Source organism: Nocardiopsis alborubida (assembly GCF_012396365.1).
GTDB lineage: Bacteria > Actinomycetota > Actinomycetes > Streptosporangiales > Streptosporangiaceae > Nocardiopsis > Nocardiopsis alborubida.
Genome location: NZ_JAAXPG010000017.1, coordinates 67,168 through 83,371 on the forward strand (window position 1 = coordinate 67,168; position 16,204 = coordinate 83,371).

11 protein-coding genes are annotated in these 16,204 nt (G+C 72.4%); 2 read left to right on the forward strand and 9 right to left on the reverse strand.

Annotated features, from left to right (window positions below; all coding sequences use genetic code 11):
- Nucleotides 1–35 precede the first annotated feature (35 nt).
- Entirely contained in the window at nt 36–2,144 is a 2,109-nt protein-coding gene (locus HGB44_RS18570) for a catalase (protein ID WP_061082018.1), read from the reverse strand.
- Between the two features lie 283 nt (nt 2,145–2,427).
- On the opposite strand from HGB44_RS18570, the gene HGB44_RS18575 reads away from it, so the two are divergent.
- A complete protein-coding gene (locus HGB44_RS18575) occupies nt 2,428–3,282 on the forward strand; it encodes an SDR family oxidoreductase (protein WP_061082019.1) in 855 nt (284 codons plus the stop codon).
- A gap of 131 nt (nt 3,283–3,413) precedes the next feature.
- On the opposite strand, the gene HGB44_RS18580 is transcribed toward HGB44_RS18575, so the two are convergent.
- Complete coding sequence (locus tag HGB44_RS18580; protein ID WP_061082020.1) at nt 3,414–3,827, reverse strand: ChaB family protein; 414 nt, start codon at nt 3,825–3,827, stop codon at nt 3,414–3,416.
- 493 nt (nt 3,828–4,320) lie between these two features.
- On the opposite strand from HGB44_RS18580, the gene HGB44_RS18585 reads away from it, so the two are divergent.
- Entirely contained in the window at nt 4,321–5,256 is a 936-nt protein-coding gene (locus tag HGB44_RS18585; RefSeq protein ID WP_061082021.1) for an alpha/beta hydrolase family protein, read from the forward strand.
- 669 nt (nt 5,257–5,925) lie between these two features.
- On the opposite strand, the gene HGB44_RS18590 is transcribed toward HGB44_RS18585, so the two are convergent.
- From HGB44_RS18590 to HGB44_RS18620, 7 genes are all read right to left on the reverse strand, one after another.
- Nucleotides 5,926–7,218, reverse strand: a complete 1,293-nt coding sequence (locus HGB44_RS18590; RefSeq protein WP_168444062.1) for an HNH endonuclease signature motif containing protein — start codon at nt 7,216–7,218, stop codon at nt 5,926–5,928.
- Nucleotides 7,219–7,967: 749 nt separating this feature from the next.
- Entirely contained in the window at nt 7,968–9,293 is a 1,326-nt protein-coding gene (locus tag HGB44_RS18595) for an ABC transporter substrate-binding protein (protein WP_061083284.1), read from the reverse strand.
- Nucleotides 9,294–9,357: 64 nt separating this feature from the next.
- Complete coding sequence (locus HGB44_RS18600; RefSeq protein WP_061083283.1) at nt 9,358–10,452, reverse strand: branched-chain amino acid ABC transporter permease; 1,095 nt, start codon at nt 10,450–10,452, stop codon at nt 9,358–9,360.
- A gap of 2 nt (nt 10,453–10,454) precedes the next feature.
- Nucleotides 10,455–11,306 carry a branched-chain amino acid ABC transporter permease gene (locus HGB44_RS18605; protein ID WP_017562488.1) on the reverse strand — a complete coding sequence of 284 codons (852 nt, stop codon included), beginning with the start codon at nt 11,304–11,306 and terminating at the stop codon, nt 10,455–10,457.
- A 12-nt stretch (nt 11,307–11,318) separates the two neighbouring features.
- Nucleotides 11,319–12,038 carry an ABC transporter ATP-binding protein gene (locus tag HGB44_RS18610; RefSeq protein WP_061083282.1) on the reverse strand — a complete coding sequence of 240 codons (720 nt, stop codon included), beginning with the start codon at nt 12,036–12,038 and terminating at the stop codon, nt 11,319–11,321.
- Nucleotides 12,035–12,925 (reverse strand): ABC transporter ATP-binding protein, encoded by an 891-nt coding sequence (locus HGB44_RS18615; RefSeq protein ID WP_061083281.1) that lies wholly within the window; start codon nt 12,923–12,925, stop codon nt 12,035–12,037. Before HGB44_RS18615 ends, HGB44_RS18610 begins: the two co-directional genes overlap by 4 nt.
- 85 nt (nt 12,926–13,010) lie before the next feature.
- Nucleotides 13,011–15,872, reverse strand: a complete 2,862-nt coding sequence (locus tag HGB44_RS18620; protein ID WP_168444064.1) for a helix-turn-helix transcriptional regulator — start codon at nt 15,870–15,872, stop codon at nt 13,011–13,013.
- Nucleotides 15,873–16,204: the final 332 nt, after the last annotated feature.

The window sequence follows — 16,204 nt, forward strand, 5'->3', positions numbered from 1 at the left end:
TCCGTGTCAGTCGCGCCCCGCCCGTGCGGGTACCGTCAGGCGGGCACCGACGCCGTCGGCCGGTCCCAGAACCGGTGCTCCCCCAGCAGCCTCGTGAACGCGGCGACGCCCTCCTCCCCCGCGTCCGGCGAGGCGACCACGCCCAGCTCCACCCGCAGCCCGTCCACGGGAGCGGTCACCTCCTCCGGCAGCGGCGGGGCGAGCAGCTCCGTCCCCGCCCCGACCGCGGCCACCGGCTTGTGGTGCTTGTACGCCTCCAGGACGAAGTGCCGCGCGAGCCCGTCGCCCGCCAGCGTCCGGGCGGCGTCGGGGCCGCCGGTCACCACGACCGCGTCGTAGAGCACCGAGGAGACGGTCGGGTAGGCCCGGTCGACGGTGACGACGCCGCCCCGCGAGGTGCGGACCGCCCCGTCGGTGGCCGCGAGGAGCTCGACCACGGCCCCGGCCCCGATCAGGGGCTCCCGGAACGCGTCGACGGCGGCCTCGTCCACCCCGTCCGCGACCAGGACGGCCACCTTGCGGCCGACGACGGAACCGAACGTGGTGCTGAGCTGGCTCAGGGCGGGCGAGGAGCGGCCGTGGTTCGGCGTGACCTCCTCCTCCGGCGGCTCGACGCCGAGCCCCTCCGCGACCTGGACGGACAGCCGGTGGTCCACGTGGTTGAGGTTGGTCACCACCCGCTGGCGCACCTCCAGCTCCTCGCACTTGCCCAGTTCGAAGCGGAAGGCCTCCACCAGGTGCTCGCGCTCCCACCCGGCCAGGCTGTTGTAGAAGAGCGTGGCCTGCGAGTAGTGGTCGGCGAAGCTCTCACTGCGGACCCGGATCTTGTCGCCCTCGACCTTCTCCGTGTAGTGGCGGTAGACGCCCTCCCCGTGCGCCACGGCCGGACAGCCCCCGCCCAGGCTGTTGGGGTGGTAGGAGGTCCCGCCCCGGTGCACGCGGTGCTGGGCGAAGCCGTCCCGCTGGTTGTTGCTCACCGGTGCCAGCGGCCGGTTGACCGGGATCTGCTGGAAGTTGGAGCCGCCGAGGCGCAGCAGCTGCGTGTCCAGGTAGGAGAAGTTGCGGGCCTGGAGCAGCGGATCGTTGGTGAAGTCGATGCCCGGGACCACGTTGGCGGTGTGGAAGGCGACCTGTTCCGTCTCCGCGAAGAAGTTGTCCGGGTTCCGGTTCAAGGTCAGCCTTCCGATCGGGCGGACCGGAACCTGCTCCTCGGGGATGATCTTGGTGGCGTCCAACAGGTCGAAGTCGAAGGCGTGCTCGTCCTCCTCCGACACCAGCTGCACGCCCAGCTCCCACTCGGGGTACTGGCCGCGCTCGATGGCCTCCCACAGGTCGCGCCGGTTGAAGTCGGGGTCCTTGCCCTGGACGCGCTGCGCCTCGTCCCACACCAGCGAGTGCGTGCCGAGCAGGGGTTTCCAGTGGAACTTGACGAAGGTCCCCCGGCCCCGGGCGTTGACGAACCGGAAGGTGTGGACGCCGAAGCCCTGCATCGTCCGGTAGCTGCGCGGGATCGCCCGGTCCGACATCAGCCACATCATCATGTGCATGGTCTCGGGCTGGAGGCCCACGAAGTCCCAGAGGGTGTCGTGCGCGGACTGCGCCTGGGGGATCTCGTTGTGGGGCTCGGGCTTGACCGCGTGGACGAAGTCGGGGAACTTGATGCCGTCCTGGATGAAGAAGACCGGCATGTTGTTGCCGACGAGGTCGTAGTTGCCCTCCTCGGTGTAGAACTTCACCGCGAACCCGCGCACGTCGCGCACCGTGTCGGCGGATCCCCGCGACCCGGCGACCGTGGAGAAGCGGACGAAGACCGGCGTGGTGACGTCGGGGCCGCTCAGGAAGTGGGCCGCGGTCAGCTCGGAGAGCCCCTCGTAGGGACGGAAGTGGCCGTAGGCGCCCGCGCCGCGCGCGTGCACCACCCGTTCGGGGATCCGCTCGTGGTCGAAGTGGGTGATCTTCTCCCGGGCGTGGAAGTCCTCCAGCAGTGTGGGGCCGCGCGCCCCGGCCCGGAGCGAGTTGTCGGTGTCGCCCACCCGGACGCCGGTGTCGGTGGTCAGGGACTGCTCCGAGTCGGTCCTGACCCCGTCGAGTTGGCGGTCCTTGCCGTCGCGCCCGTCGTCTCCCCCACGTCCTTCAGTGCTCACAGCAGGCCTCCGTCGATCTGCGGGTACCACGTGCCGGGGTCTCCCCCGGTTCCCCCTGACCGACGCCGATTCGGGGCAAACGTCGTTGACCGCCTTTTGGAGCGGTGTTCACCGCTGTGCGGCCGGGACCGGGCCGGCCCGCGCCGGGTCCGAGTCAGCGGAGGCGAACAGGGTAGGGGCGGGCACGCGGAAGACCGTCCGGGCACGCCCGGACGCACAGCGCGGGGCGCCCCGGACGGGTCCGGGTCGGCCCGCGAGACCGAAACGACAGGGGGAGACGACCATGTCCGAGACTTCGCCTCCGGCGCAGAGCCAGCCCTACCCCGGCCGGACCGAGCCGATGGATCCGCAGCCCAGGGACGAGATGCGCGACTACGAGGGTCGCGGCCTGCTGAAGGGGAAGCGGGCGCTGATCACCGGGGCCGACTCCGGGATCGGCCGCGCCGTCGCCGTGGCCTTCGCCAAGGAGGGGGCGGACGTCGTCTTCGGCTACCTCAGCGAGGACGCCGACGCCCAGCACACGGTGGGGCTGGTCCAGGAGCAGGGACGCAGGGCGGTGGGCGTACGCGGTGACCTGGCCGACGAGTCCTTCTGCACCCACCTGGTGAACCGCGCGGTCGAGGAGCTGGGCGGGATCGACATCCTGGTCGAGCACGCCGCCACCCAGGCGCCGGTCGACGACTTCACGGACCTGAGCACCGAGCAGCTGCGCCGTACGTTCGACGTCAACGTTATGGGGGTGTTCTGGACCGTCCGCGAGGCGCTGGAGCACATCCCCGAGGGCGGTTCGATCATCATCACCGGCTCCGTCAACGGTCTGCGCGGCAACAAGTCGCTGATCGACTACGCGTCGAGCAAGGCGGCGGTGATGAACCTGTCGAGCTCGCTGGCGCAGACGCTCATGGACCGGGGCATCCGGGTCAACTGCGTGGCGCCCGGGCCGGTGTGGACGCCGCTCATCCCCTCCACGCTCGGGGAGAAGGGGGCGGAGGGGTTCGGCCAGCAGTCGCCCATGGGCCGTGCGGCGGACCCGGACGAGATCGCGCCCTCCTACGTCTTCTTCGCCAGCGGTCGGCTGTCGTCGTACTACACCGGCGAGACCCTGGCTCCGACCGGCGGGGAGATCCAGGCGAGCTGAGCCGGGGGGCGGGGACCGTGCGCCCCGCCCCTCCCTCGCGCCTTCCCCGCACAGGGGAAAGCCCCTCCCGGACGGAGCTCGGGAGGGGCTGCCTGTGAGGTGGGCCGACGGCGTGTCCGGCCGACGCCGTGTCAGGACGAGCGCGCCTTGGCGGTGCGCCGGTTGTTCTCCTTGCGCAGCGCCTCCACCAGCTGGTCCTTGTTCATGTTCGAGCGGCCCTCGACGCCGAGCTTCTTCGCCTGCTCGTAGAGGTGCTCCTTGCTGGCGTTGGCGTCCACTCCCCCGGCGGTCTTCTTGTCCTTGCCCCGGCCGCGCGCGGCCTTGGGGTTGGACGCCTGCTCGTCCGAGGGGCCCGAGCGCTGCTTGGGCACCCAGCGGTCGCCCTGCTTCTCGAACTCGTGCTTGACCGCGGCGAAGGCGACGCGGTGCGCGCGCTCGCCCTCCCCGTACTCCTCGACAGCGGAGTCGTGCGCCTTGATCCAGGTGCGCTGGGCCTTCTCCGGAGACCGCTGGAGGGTCGACGGAAGTTCGCTTGCACCGGGCATGGTCCTCACTCCCTCGTCGTGCGCCTACACGGTCCGCCTGCCCGGGGAGGAACCTCCGAAACACCGGGGCCCGCCAGCGGCGAGGCGCCGGGCGCGGGACTGTCGGGACACCAGAGTGTCGGGGCAACGTGCTCCGGAACCTCTGGACCCCGGAGTCCCAAGGGCACCGCGTGACCCCGCAGCACCGCGAGCGAACCCGGAGCACTGGGGAGCCGCACGCCCCCCTTGCCCCCCGCGAGCTGGGCTCCGTCACTACTGGTGATTCAACGGATGCACGTTTACCGAAACGACACCATAGTGAACCCACGGCCGAAGGGAGCCGACCCCCCGGCCCCCTCCTCCGCCACCGAGAGGCGGGGCGGCCACCGCCGACCACCGTACGTACCCCTATAGTTACCGTGCGGTAATGTCGGCTTTCCCCCCACGGGAGACCCTTGGTCCGCGAACACCGCGAGGTGCGCGGATTCCCGCTGTACGAGAAAAAGGAAAAACCGTGCGAACATATCCCCTTTCCCCCGAAGAGACCGACGGCGCACGCAGCGGCCCCCGCTCCCGGGTGGTCCGGTTCGCCGCCCGCGCGGGTATGACCCTGGCGCTCACCGCCGGGCTGACCGGCGCCGTCGTCGCCCCGGCCCAGGCCGCCAACCCCTACGAGCGCGGCCCCGCACCGACCGAGTCGAGCGTCACCGCCGTGGAGGGCTACTTCGACACCGACGAGGAGAGGGTGTCCTCCCTGGTGAGCGGGTTCGGCGGCGGCACGATCTACTACCCCACCGACACCAGCGAGGGGACGTTCGGCGGCGTGGTCATCGCGCCCGGCTACACGGCGAGCCAGTCCTCGATGGCCTGGATGGGCCACCGGATCGCCTCACAGGGATTCGTGGTGTTCACGATCGACACCAACACCCGCTACGACCAGCCCGACAGCCGGGGACGCCAGATCGAGAACGCCCTGGACTACCTGGTCGACGACAGCGACGTGGCCGACCAGGTGGACGGTGACCGCCTGGCGGTGATGGGCCACTCGATGGGCGGCGGCGGCACGCTCGCGGCCGCCGAGGACCGGCCGGAGCTGCGCGCGGCGATCCCGCTGACCCCCTGGCACCTCCAGAAGGACTGGTCGGACGTCGAGGTCCCGACGATGATCATCGGCGCGGAGAACGACAGCGTCGCGTCGGTGAACTCGCACTCCATCCCGTTCTACGAGAGCCTGGACGGCGACCTGGAGCGCGCCTACCTGGAACTGGAGGGGGCGAGCCACTTCGCGCCCAACCTCTCCAACACGATCATCGCCAGGTACAGCATCTCCTGGCTCAAGCGCTTCGTCGACGAGGACGAGCGCTACGAGCAGTTCCTGTGCCCGCCGCCGGACACCGGGTTCTTCTCCGACTTCTCGGACTACCGGGACTCCTGCCCGCACATCACCTGATCCCGCACCGGCACCGCTGGGCCGCTCCGGCCCCGCGGTGTCCGGGACAGCGGCGTCCGGGACAGCGGCGTCCGAGGCAACGGCGTCCGAGGCAACGGCATCCGGGGCAGCGGCGTCCGAGGCAACGGCATCCGGGGCAGCGGCGTCCGGGACAGCGTCACGGCGGCGGTCCGGGGAACACTCCCCCGGGCCGCCGCCCCCGTGTGACCGGGCGTGAGAGGTCGTCCTCACGGACAACCGCGGGGGTACCATCCGCGGGCTCCGGTCAGTGCCCTGGTTGCGGGTGGTGGCCGGAGACAGCGGCGCCAGCTGCCGCGTAGTGGCTTGGGAGGGCGTCCAACGGTCGGGGCTCGGGGGTGGTGGGCCTCTGCTGCGCTGGCACCAAAGGCAGCGGGTGTTTGGGGTTCTCGTTCAACGCCCTGGTTGTGGATGGTGGCCGGAGGCGGCGGCACCGGCTGCCGCGTAGTGGCTTGGGAAGGCAACCAACGCCCGGGGCTGGAGGGTGGTTGCTCGCTCCTGCGCTGGCACCAAAGGCGAGCGGGCCCTCCGGCCTCGGGCAGCGCTACCGACCCCGGGGGTGGGGGCGGGCGACGGTGGCAGTGACGACGGTGGGTGGGGCCCGGGCTGTTTGCCGGGTGCGGGCATGCCGGGGCCCGGCCCGGCCGGAGGTCACTCCCGGGGCGGCGGGTCCGGGTCTCTGCCGGGTGGGTGGTTGCGTCCTCGCCCCCGCTGCTGGTGTGTGCGGAGTTCGCGTTGGTACTTGGCCCGGTTGTGCGGGCCGCATAGTGGTTGCAGGTTCGCGACCTCGGTGCGTCCTCCCCGGGAGAAGGAGGTGATGTGGTCGGCCTGGCACCAGGTGATCGGCACCTCACACCCACCCGGGTGCGCACACGTGCTGTGCCCGTGGAACGCGGCCGTGCGTTGCCGGGCTGAGGCCAGGCGGCGGCTGTGGCCCACATCCAGCACCTGTCCGGTGGGCGGGGCGGTGAGCATCCGCACCACCTCGGAGTCCCCAGCGAGTTCGTGCACCAGCCCGACCGGGATCACCCGGCCGTTCTCGTCCAGAGCGGGCCTCTGCTGGCCTTCGGCGTCCAGGTAGGTCTGCACGGGCACCACGATGCGGATCTGCGCCAACGGAGCCGGAGCGTTGTCACATCCGGTGTGGGTGGTGGCAAAGCGCAGCGCGGCGATGAGCGCGTCGTGCTCACGCTGAGACCGGGACCGTTCCTCGCCCTCGCCGGGTGGGGTGGTGAAGGTGTCGATAGCGGCGCGCACGACCAGCGCGTCTCCGGCCCCGCCCCAGGCCTGGAGTTGGTAGCTGCCCTGGAACGTGTCATGCACAGCCAGACCACGCCCGGCGTGGGCGGCCTCGTGGTCACGGTCCAACCGGTGCGGGTCCAAACGGTAGGCGACCTGGCGGGCCACCGACTGGAGTTGGTTGACCGACAACGCGGGCCGCTCCGCCTTGGCCGCCACCAGAGCCGACTCAAACCCCTGCCGATACTCCCCCTCATCGGGGAAATGCTGTTCATCGCGGGTCTGGACGGCCTTGTCAGTCGCTTTGGCGATCGCCACCGCCTCACCCAGCGCCAGAGCGCCCTCCCCTACCGCCTCGGCGGTGGCGGGCAGGGTCTCCTCGTGCACGTGCTGGGCCAGACGGGCCAAATCCTTGGCCTGACCAGTCGGCACCTTGCACTGGTGGGTGATCCACTTGTCCAGGGTCGAATAGCCGCTGTAGCGGGCCACCTCACCGCGCGCGTACAAACGCGCCATCCGCGCCAACGCCTGGTAGCGGATCTTCTCCACCTGGGCCCACAGCGCCGCGACCTCCTCAGCGGCGGCCTCATCGGCCCCGGGCGGCACTTCGGCATCCCACGCTTGGTCGATGATCTCGCGCGCACCGGCCAGCGCGGCCACAACCGGGGAACAAACCCCGGGGGCCGCGTCGGGCGCTGCAAGCATCATCTCCATACCTCTTATTATAAGCCAATGGCAGCCATTGCGCCAGAATTCACAGCACCGAATTACCCGCCCTTCCGGCCTTCCCTCGCGGGAGGCGTGCCCTTCATTGATAAGCCACAATTGGGACAAACCGAAAGGCGCCAGAAAGGGCGCGGAAGAAATGATCCCTCGCCGGGGGTGCCGCCGTCGCCCACCCCGACCACAGGGACCAAAGACGCCATCCGAGGCTGGAGGACCCGCCTGCCGTTGGCGCCGACGCAGCAGAGCCCAGCCGTCCCCGAACCCCGGGCGTTGGTCGCCCTCCGCCAGTCGCTCCCGCCTTTGGTGCCGCTTTTCGTCGGGGACCCTCGCCCCCGCCGGACGACTACCGTTTATCGGAGTCCATTTCACTTCGCGGCAGCGGGTGCGCTTTCGTTGCCGCCAACAACCCCCGTCAAGAGCAGCGTAGGGGAGAGACCTGAAGACGGCCCCTCCCTACCCCTCAATCCATTACTCCCCTTGAGGTGCCGGGTATTTGAGGGCACACCAAAAGGCACAGGGGCGGGATCCCCCCTATTTCCAGGAAACCATCCCCGCCCCTCCCCGGGACACCCCCAACCACCACCTGTGGAAAACGTGGAGGACACGGGAAGGGCCCCGGGCGATCGCCCGGGGCCCGAGGCCCTTCGTCGTTCTGTCGGCGGTGGTTCGGAGGATCGGAGGAAACGCCCTCCGAACCACCGCCTTGCGGAAACCGCCACTCACCGGGCTCAGTCGTGGAAGACCAGCTCGTCCGGGCCGAGGGCCGTGAAGTCGGCCTCCTCGATGGGGCCGCCCTCGCGGTCGGTCACACGCGTTTCCTGGACCATCTCGATGCTGCCGCCCGACTCGTACTGGACGACGTACACGCCCTGGTGGCCGCCGTGGTCACCGTCGCTGGAGGCGAAGGGGACGGGGCTGGGCCCCTGCCACTCCTGGGCCTCCAGGGCGTCGACGAGCGACTGGCGGGTGAGGTCCTCGCCCGCCGACCTGAGCGCCTGGGCGAACATGACGGCCTGGGTCATGCCGAAGACGTGCGTGTTGGTGATCGTGCCGCCCTCGCCGTACTCCTCGTACACCTCGATGAAGAACTGGGCCCACTCGTCGTCCTCGTCCTCCACGCGCGGCATGTAGCTCGTGATGAGCATGCCTTCGAGGAAGGCGTCGGCGGGGACGTCCGCCGCGTCGGTGTCCTGTGTGAACTCCGCCAGCAGCCCCTGGAGCGTCGTGGTGTCGCCGCCGATGCTGGAGACCATCCACTGGGGCTCGTAGCCGATGCTGGCCGCCTCCAGCATGCCGAGCGCGACGAACGCCGGGATGCAGGAGCACACGACCACCTCGGCCCCCGTCCGCTCCAGCTCGGCGATCTGCGCGCTGAGGTCGGGCACCTCGGACTCGTAGTGCTCCCGGGCCACGACCTCGTCGCCGAGGTACTGGTCGAGTCCGGCCTGGGAGTCCTCGCCGACGTCGTCGTTCTGGAACAGGTAGCCGACACTCTGGTCGGGGAAGTTCTCCGCGATGTACTCGCCCTGGATCTTCGCCTCCTTCGTGTAGTCGGTCTGCCAGCCGTAGGTCAGCGGGTGCTCCTCGGGGTTGTTCCACGCCAGGGCGCCCGAGGACGGGAAGACGTCGGGCACGCCCTCCTCGTTGAGGTAGTCGAGGACGCCGCTGTGCGTGGGCGTGCCCAGACCGCCCACCATCGCGAAGATCTCGTCCTCGATGACCAGCTGCCGGGTCACGTCGATCGTCTGCGCGGGGTCGTAGGCGTCGTCCTCGACCCGGTAGTCGATCTCGCGCCCGTTCACGCCGCCCTGGGCGTTGACGTACTCGAACACGGCGCGGGCGCCCTGGGAGACCGCGAGGTAGCCGGGGGCCGCGGGGCCGGTCAGGGGCTGGTGGGAGCCGATGACGACGGCGTCGTCGGTGACGCCGGTGGAGACGTTCAGGTCGGCCTCGGCGCCCTCGGTGACCTCACCGGCGCCGGAGCAGGCCGTCGCCAGCATCGTCAGGGCCAGGGAGGCCGCCAGGGCGGCCCGGGTTCCGCTGCGGTTTCGCATGGTGTTCTCCTTCTCGGGGGGTGGAGGGTGGGGTGGTGCCGGGCGGGCGGGCGCCCCGGCACCGCTAGCGGGGTCTGGACCCGGCGGGTCCGAGGCGTGCGGTCAGGCGCTGGAGCGCGCCGTGGACCCCCAGGGGCCAGAAGCGCAGGACGAGGATGAGGACCACGCCGAAGAACACGATCGGGAGGTTGTTCTCCGCGTCGCGGCTCAGGTTCAGGGTTCCGGCCAGGTCGGAGACCCAGATCTCCAGGTAGACGATGGCGACCGCGGCCCACAGCGCGCCCCACAGGCTGCCGATGCCGCCCAGGACGAGGGCCGCGAGCAGGGTCAGCGACAGCGCGAGGGTGAAGGTGCTGGGGGTCGCGGTGCCGAGCACGTAGGCCTGGAGGCCGCCCGCGAGGCCGCCCGCCGCCGAGGCGATGACGAACGCGACCACCTTCGTCGTGCCGACCGGGATCCCGGCCATGGCGGCCGCGGTCTCGTCGTCGCGGATGGCGCGCATGCGGCGGCCCAGGCGGCCGGTGGAGACGGTGGCCAGCACGGCCAGGCCGATCACCACGGCGGTCCACACGACCAGGGCCTTCCACTCGCTGTCGGTGACCAGGCCCTGGAGGAGGGGCGGCGCGCCCGCCGTACGGATGTTGAGGCCGTTGCTGCCGCCGAGGAGCTCGTGGTAGCGGTGGGTCAGCCCGGGCAGGCCGACGGCGAGGATGAGGGTGGCCCCCGCCAGGTAGGGGCCGTGCAGGCGTGCCGTGGCCGCGCCGACCGCGATCCCGGCGACGACGGAGACCCCCACGATGATCAGCAGGTTCGCCGCCAGGGGGAGCATGGGCTGGTACAGGACGAGCAGCGCCATCGTGTAGGCGCCGATCATCATGAACGCGCCGTGGCCCAGGGACACCTGGCCGCTGCCGCCGACGAGCAGTTGCAGTCCGGCGACGGCCAGCATGGTGTAGCCGACGGCGGCCACGCGCAGCGCGGTGAGGTCTCCGGTGGCCAGCAGCAGCGCGGTGACGGCGGCGAGGCCGAGGGCGGCCAGCAGCAGGTGGCGCAGCGGCGCGGGCAGGCCGCGCCACCGGGCGCCGGAGGAGGCGGCGGACGGGTTCGGGCAGTCGGGGGCGGTGGCGCGCTCCGCGCGCTGCCGGGTGGGTGAGGGCATCGCTACACCTTTCGCGCGGCCGGGCGGGACAGGATGCCGTCGGGGCGCACGCTCAGCACCGCGACGACGATGACGAGGGCGGCGAGGGTGGCCAGTTCGGGCCCGGCGTAGCCGGACACGTAGGACATACCGAGGCCGATGAGCATCCCCCCGAGGACGGCGCCGAACGGGTTGTCCAGGCCGCCGATGACGGCGGCGGTGATGCCGTAGACGAACACGACGTCGAACACGTTGGGGGAGATGAACGGCGGTCCGGCGAGCATGCCCGCCAGGGCGCCGATGAAGGAGGCGATCGCCCATCCCGCGGTGAGCATCAGGCCCACCCGCACGCCGCTGAGCCGGGCGGCCTCGGGGTGGAAGGCGGCGGCGCGCATGCGCAGGCCCAGCGGGGTGAACCGGTACAGGGCGAACAGCAGCAGCGCGACGGCACCGACCGACACCAGGGCGAACACGTTGGCGGGCGAGAAGCGGCCCACGTAGCTGAACGCGTAGCCGAACCCGTGCTGCTCGTTGCCCCAGACCATCCCGACCAGCCCCTGGACGACCAGGAGGAGGCCGAGGGTGACGATGATGGCGTTGAGCTGGGAGACGCGGGCGATGGGCCGGATGACGAACCGCTCGACCAGCGCGCCCGCGGCCAGGCCCGCGGTGAGCGCGGCGGCGAAGCCGAGCCAGTACGAGCCGGTGAGCTGGGTGACGGTGTAGGCCGTGTAGACCGCGACCAGGGCGAGCGCGGGCTGGGCGAAGTTCACCAGGCGGGTGGCCTGGTAGATGATCACCAGGGACAGCGCCAGTGCCGCGTAGGCCGCCCCGGACGCCAGCCCGTTGAGGGTCAGGTTGATGAAGTGGGTCATACGGGGACTCCTCTAAAAGCCCAGGTAGGCGTGGCGCGTGCGGTCGTCGGAGAGCAGGTCGGCGGAGGCGCCTCCGACCGCGACGCGTCCCTGGTTGAGGACGAACCCGGTCTCGGTGACCGACAGCGCCCCGGCCGCGTTCTGCTCGACCAGGACGACGGTGAGCCCGGTGCGGTCGCGCAGGTCGCGCAGGAGGGTGAAGATCTGCCTGGTGACCAGGGGTGCCAGGCCGAGCGAGGGCTCGTCCAGCAGCAGCACCCGGGGCCGGGCCATGAGGGCGCGGCCGATGGCGAGCATCTGGCGCTCGCCCCCGGAGAGGGTGCTGGCGGGCCTGCCGCGCCGTTCGGCCAGGGGCGGGAAGAGCTCCAGGACCTCGTCCATGGCGGAGTCGCGGCGGCGGTCGGACCGCCACAGACCGCCCAGGCGCAGGTTCTCCTCGACGGTGAGTTCCACGATCACGCCGCCGCCCTCGGGGACGTGGGCGAGGCCGCGGGTGATGACCTTCTCGGCGGGCAGGCGGGTGATGTCCTCGCCGTCGAGCAGGACGCGCCCGGAGGCGGCCGGGTGGAGGCCGGTGAGGGTCCGCAGCAGGGTGGTCTTGCCCGCTCCGTTGGCACCGAGGACGGCGCACACGCCCTTGTCGGGGACGGTGAGGGACACGCGGTCCAGGGCGCGGACGGCTCCGTAGGAGGCGCTGAGCTCCTCGACGGACAGCAGGGGCGGGGCGGTCATCGGGCGGCTCCGTTCGCGTCGCCGGGGCCGGTGACGGGTGCGCCGCCCCGGTTCGGGGCGGGGGTGTCCGCGGGGGCGGGCACAGCGGCCTCCTCGCCCTCGGCGGGGGTGTCCGCGGAGGTGCCGAGGTAGGCCTGGGTGACGAGGGGGTCGGCCTGGACCTCGGCGGGGGTGCCGGTGGAGATGACCCGGCCGAAGTTGAGCACGACGATGTGGTCGCAGACCCGCATGACCAGGTCCATGTGGTGTTCGACGAGGACGACGGCCATGTCCCGGCTGAAGCCGCGGATCTGGTCGGCGAGGGCGTCGATCTGCGCCCCCGACAGCCCGCTGGCGGGTTCGTCGAGCAGGAGGAGTTCGGGTTCGCCGACGCAGGCGCGGGCGAGGGCGACCTGCTTCTGCACGCCGTAGGGCAGGGTGGCGGGCAGACGGTGGGCGTGCTCGGCCACCCCGAAGCGCTCCAGGGCGGCCAGGGCGCGACCGCGCAGCTCCCGTTCGTCGCGGTGGTGCCGTCCCAGCCCGGTGAGCAGCGAGAACGGTCCTCCGGCGGCGAGGCGGTCGGCCCCGGCGACGACGTTGTCCAGGACCGTCATCATCGGGAAGAGGTTGAGGCCCTGGAAGGTCCGGGCGATGCCCGCGCGGGCGAGGTGGTGGGGGCGGCGGCCGGGCGGCGGGGCGCCCTTCCAGGTGATGCTCCCCGCCGTGGGGCGCAGGACGCCGGACAGGACGTTGAACAGGGTGGTCTTGCCCGCTCCGTTGGGGCCGATGAGGCCGACGACGGATCCGGGCGCGACCCGGAGTCCGACGTCGTCGAGCGCGGTGAGGCCCCCGAAGCGCACGGTCACCCCGTCAGCGCTCAGGAGGTGCTCCGTTGCGGTCGTCGTCATTGGCTGCCTTTCTCTTCGACCGGAGGCGTACCGACCAGTTGGTATGAGGGGGGTGTCCGGCGGCGCCTCGACCGTCGGCCCGGGGTCAGTTGAACAGGCGGGCCAGGTCCACGCGGGACCTGATGTTGAGCTTGCGGAAGATGCCGCGCAGGTGGTGCTCGACCGTGCGCGGGCTGATGAACATGTGGGCCGCCACCTCGCGGTTGGTGGCCCCTTCGGCGACCAGCCGGGCGATCTGCTGCTGTTGCGCGGTCAGCTCGCTGGTGGAGACGGGGTCGGGGCCGCGCTCGGCGGTCCCGATCGCGCGCAGCTCGGCGCGGGTCTGGCGCACCCACAGCCGCGCGCCGAAGCGCTCGAAGGACTCCAGCGCGTTGTACAGGTGCTCGCGGGCCCGGCCGGGCAGGCGGGCCCGGCGCAGGTGGGCGCCGAACAGCAGCTGGGTGCGCGCGTGCTCGACGTCGTCGTCGCCGCAGGCCCGGTGCAGGGCCAGCGCGTTCTCGAAGTGGTCGCAGGCCTCGTCCCCCGCGGCCAGCAGGCCCGAGCCCCGGGCGGCCAGCGCCAGCGTGCTCGGGCTGCCCACCGACTCGGCCCAGCGCCGGTACCCGGCCAGGGAGGTGCGCGCCCACTCGGTCTCGCCCATGCGGGTCGCCGCCTCCACGAAGTGCGGGGCCGTGAGCAGCCGCATGGTGGGGTGGCCGTGCCCGGGAGCGGCGTGCACCAGGGCGCGCAGCCGGAAGAACGCCTCCGCGGCGTTGCCCCGGGACAGCTCCAGGACGGCCAGAGCCCACGCCGACAGGGCGGCGGCCAGGCCGAGGCTGTTCTCCCCCGCCTGGACGGCGACCGCGCGCGCCCGGATGCGGCAGGTGTCCACGTCGCCCTGGATCGCGGCGATCATCGCCAGGGACGCCAGGTGCTGGGTGGCCCACACGGTCTGGCCGGTCTCGCGGGAGATCCGCAGGCCGGTGAGGGCGGTCCCGGCGGCTGAGGGGAAGCGCCCGCTCCAGAACTCGGAGAAGACCAGGAAGCCCAGCGCGGCGGGCATGGTGGCCCGCTCGCCCCGCAGACGGCCGACCTCGACGGCGCGGGAGATCACCGAGCGCACGAAGGGGGCGTCGCCCAGGCGCAGGCCGCTGATGCCCGCCCAGACCAGTTCGGAGGGCTTGGCGATCTCGGCCAGTCCGGTGGCCTCGCGCAGCAGCGGGGTGGAGCCGGGGTAGTCGCCCCGGAAGGAGACCGCGCACCCCTCCAGGAAGGACGCGACCATGCGCATCGGCGCCGGGTCGTCCGGGCGGACCAGGGGCAGGGCCAGCTTGGCGGCGCGGCCGTGGCGGACGGCGTCCCCTGCCAGGGAGGCGGCGTCGGCCGAGCGCACGAGGGCGCGCAGGGCCAGGGAGCGGTCGTGGGGAATGAGCTCGCGGCCGACGGTGAGCAGGCGCTCGGCGACGTCCATGGCGTTCTCGCCGCGCATGGCGATCTGGGCGTCGATGAGGTCGGCGGTCACCCGCCGCCGGTCGGACACGGCCAGGGGCCGCGCCCGCGCGAGCAGCCGGGTGGCGCGCGCCGAACTCCCGGCCATGTAGGCCTCGTAGGAGGCCGTGTTCAGGCGGCAGGCGCGCTCGTCGGGGTCGGGGCACAGGTCGGCGGCGTGCTCGTAGGCGTGGGAGGCGGCGAGGCGGCCCTCGACACGCTTGACGCGCCGGGCGGCGGAGGTCGCGGCGTCGGCGAGCGCGGTGTCGGGGGCGTCGGCGCCCGCGCTGGTGTGGCGGACGAACTCCGCGGGCGAGAGTTCGGGGTCGCAGACGCGGGCCAGGGCCCGGTGCGCGGCGCGCAGTCGTCCGGCGGGGGCGTCCTGGGCGATGGCCTCGCGCGTCAGGGGGTCGGCGAAGACGACGGTGTCGCCCTCCACACGCACCAGGCCGCGCTCCTCGGCGGGTTCGAGGTCGGTGACGGTCGCTCCGGGCTCCTCGCAGGCCTCCAGCAGCCGGTGGACCCGGGGCTCGCCGCCGAGGGCGGCGAGCAGCAGCAGGTGGCGGGCCCGCTCGGGGAGTCCGTCGTAGGGGGCGAGGAAGTCGGCGCGCAGGCGGCCGGGCAGGCGCGGCGGGTCGGGGAGGGGCTCCTCGCCCAGGAGCTGGGCCCGGGACAGCCCCCGCAGGAGGCCGAGGACGGCGGCGGGGTTGCCGTGGGCGGCGCGGACCAGGGCGGAGCGCACGGCGGCGGCCGGGTTGACCGGGGCCCTGTCGGTGAGGATGTCGTGGACCGCCCGCTCCTCCAGGGGCGCGAGCAGGAGTTCGGTGACGCCGGGGACGAGGGCGTCGGGAGGGGGTTCGGCGGCGGTCTCGGGCACGCGGGCCCCGGCGGGCTTGCCGTGGCCCTCGCGCGCGGTGAGGACGGCGGCGACGGGGGTTCCGGTGAGGCGGCGCGCGACGAAGGCCAGGGCGTCCAGCGAGGGCGCGTCGAGCCGGTCTGCGTCGTCCACGCACAGCAGGAGGGGGCGGTCGGCGGCGGCGCGGGAGAGCAGTTCGACCAGGCCGGTGTAGAGGGTGAGGCGGTCGGCGTCGGCGACCGCCCCCCGGGTCAGGGCGTCGCGGAGAAGGCCGCGCCAGGGTTCGGGGAGGCGCTCGGTCGCCTCCGTGAGGGGGCGGAGGAGGCGCTGGAGCCCGGCGAGGGGCAGGTCCGCCTCGTCGGCGACCCCGCCCGCGCGGAGCACGGTGAAACCACCTGCGGACCCGCCCAGGTGTTCCAGGAGCGCCGTCTTGCCGCGTCCGGGGCCGCCGGAGAGGAGCAGGGAGGCGCCCCGGCGGGACCGCGCGTCCTCCAGGGCGTCGGCGAGGGCCCGCTGCTCCGTGTCACGACCTCGGAGGCGGGCGACGGGGGGTTGTGTGTTCCTGCCAGCCACGTGCACACATTCGCACAGCGGGCCCCCGTCGCGGCAGGTGCGGATGTCCACACTGGTCGTTTCACCGATACTCACCCGGAGTCGCACGCACCCGGCGGGACGGGGCTGGGTAGGGGTACCCGCGGGGAGGGCGGGACGGGTGCGCGGGAGGGGTGTCGCGGTGCCCACCTGGCTTTCCACCGCCGGGGGGAGTGACGGGGCTCACCCCCGCGGAGGGGGTGCGCCGCCGATCCGGCTCCCCCACGGGCCGGGAGCACGGTTATCAAGCCGTAACGCGCGCACAACGACACACCCGCGATACCGGCAAACGGGACAAAAGATCACATGGATAGCTTTTTATCTTCTTCAGGACACTGTCGCGGCCACCCCTGACGGGGATATCC

Excerpts from the sequence above, each read along its gene's own strand:
- HGB44_RS18575 (WP_061082019.1), top strand. The coding sequence starts at position 2,428 with ATGTCCGAGACTTCGCCTCCGGCGCAGAGCCAGCCCTACCCCGGCCGG.
- HGB44_RS18610 (WP_061083282.1), bottom strand. The coding sequence starts at position 12,038 with ATGACCGCCCCGCCCCTGCTGTCCGTCGAGGAGCTCAGCGCCTCCTAC.
- HGB44_RS18590 (WP_168444062.1), bottom strand. The coding sequence starts at position 7,218 with ATGCTTGCAGCGCCCGACGCGGCCCCCGGGGTTTGTTCCCCGGTTGTG.
- HGB44_RS18580 (WP_061082020.1), bottom strand. The coding sequence starts at position 3,827 with ATGCCCGGTGCAAGCGAACTTCCGTCGACCCTCCAGCGGTCTCCGGAG.
- HGB44_RS18595 (WP_061083284.1), bottom strand. The coding sequence starts at position 9,293 with ATGCGAAACCGCAGCGGAACCCGGGCCGCCCTGGCGGCCTCCCTGGCC.
- HGB44_RS18600 (WP_061083283.1), bottom strand. The coding sequence starts at position 10,452 with ATGCCCTCACCCACCCGGCAGCGCGCGGAGCGCGCCACCGCCCCCGAC.
- HGB44_RS18605 (WP_017562488.1), bottom strand. The coding sequence starts at position 11,306 with ATGACCCACTTCATCAACCTGACCCTCAACGGGCTGGCGTCCGGGGCG.
- HGB44_RS18615 (WP_061083281.1), bottom strand. The coding sequence starts at position 12,925 with ATGACGACGACCGCAACGGAGCACCTCCTGAGCGCTGACGGGGTGACC.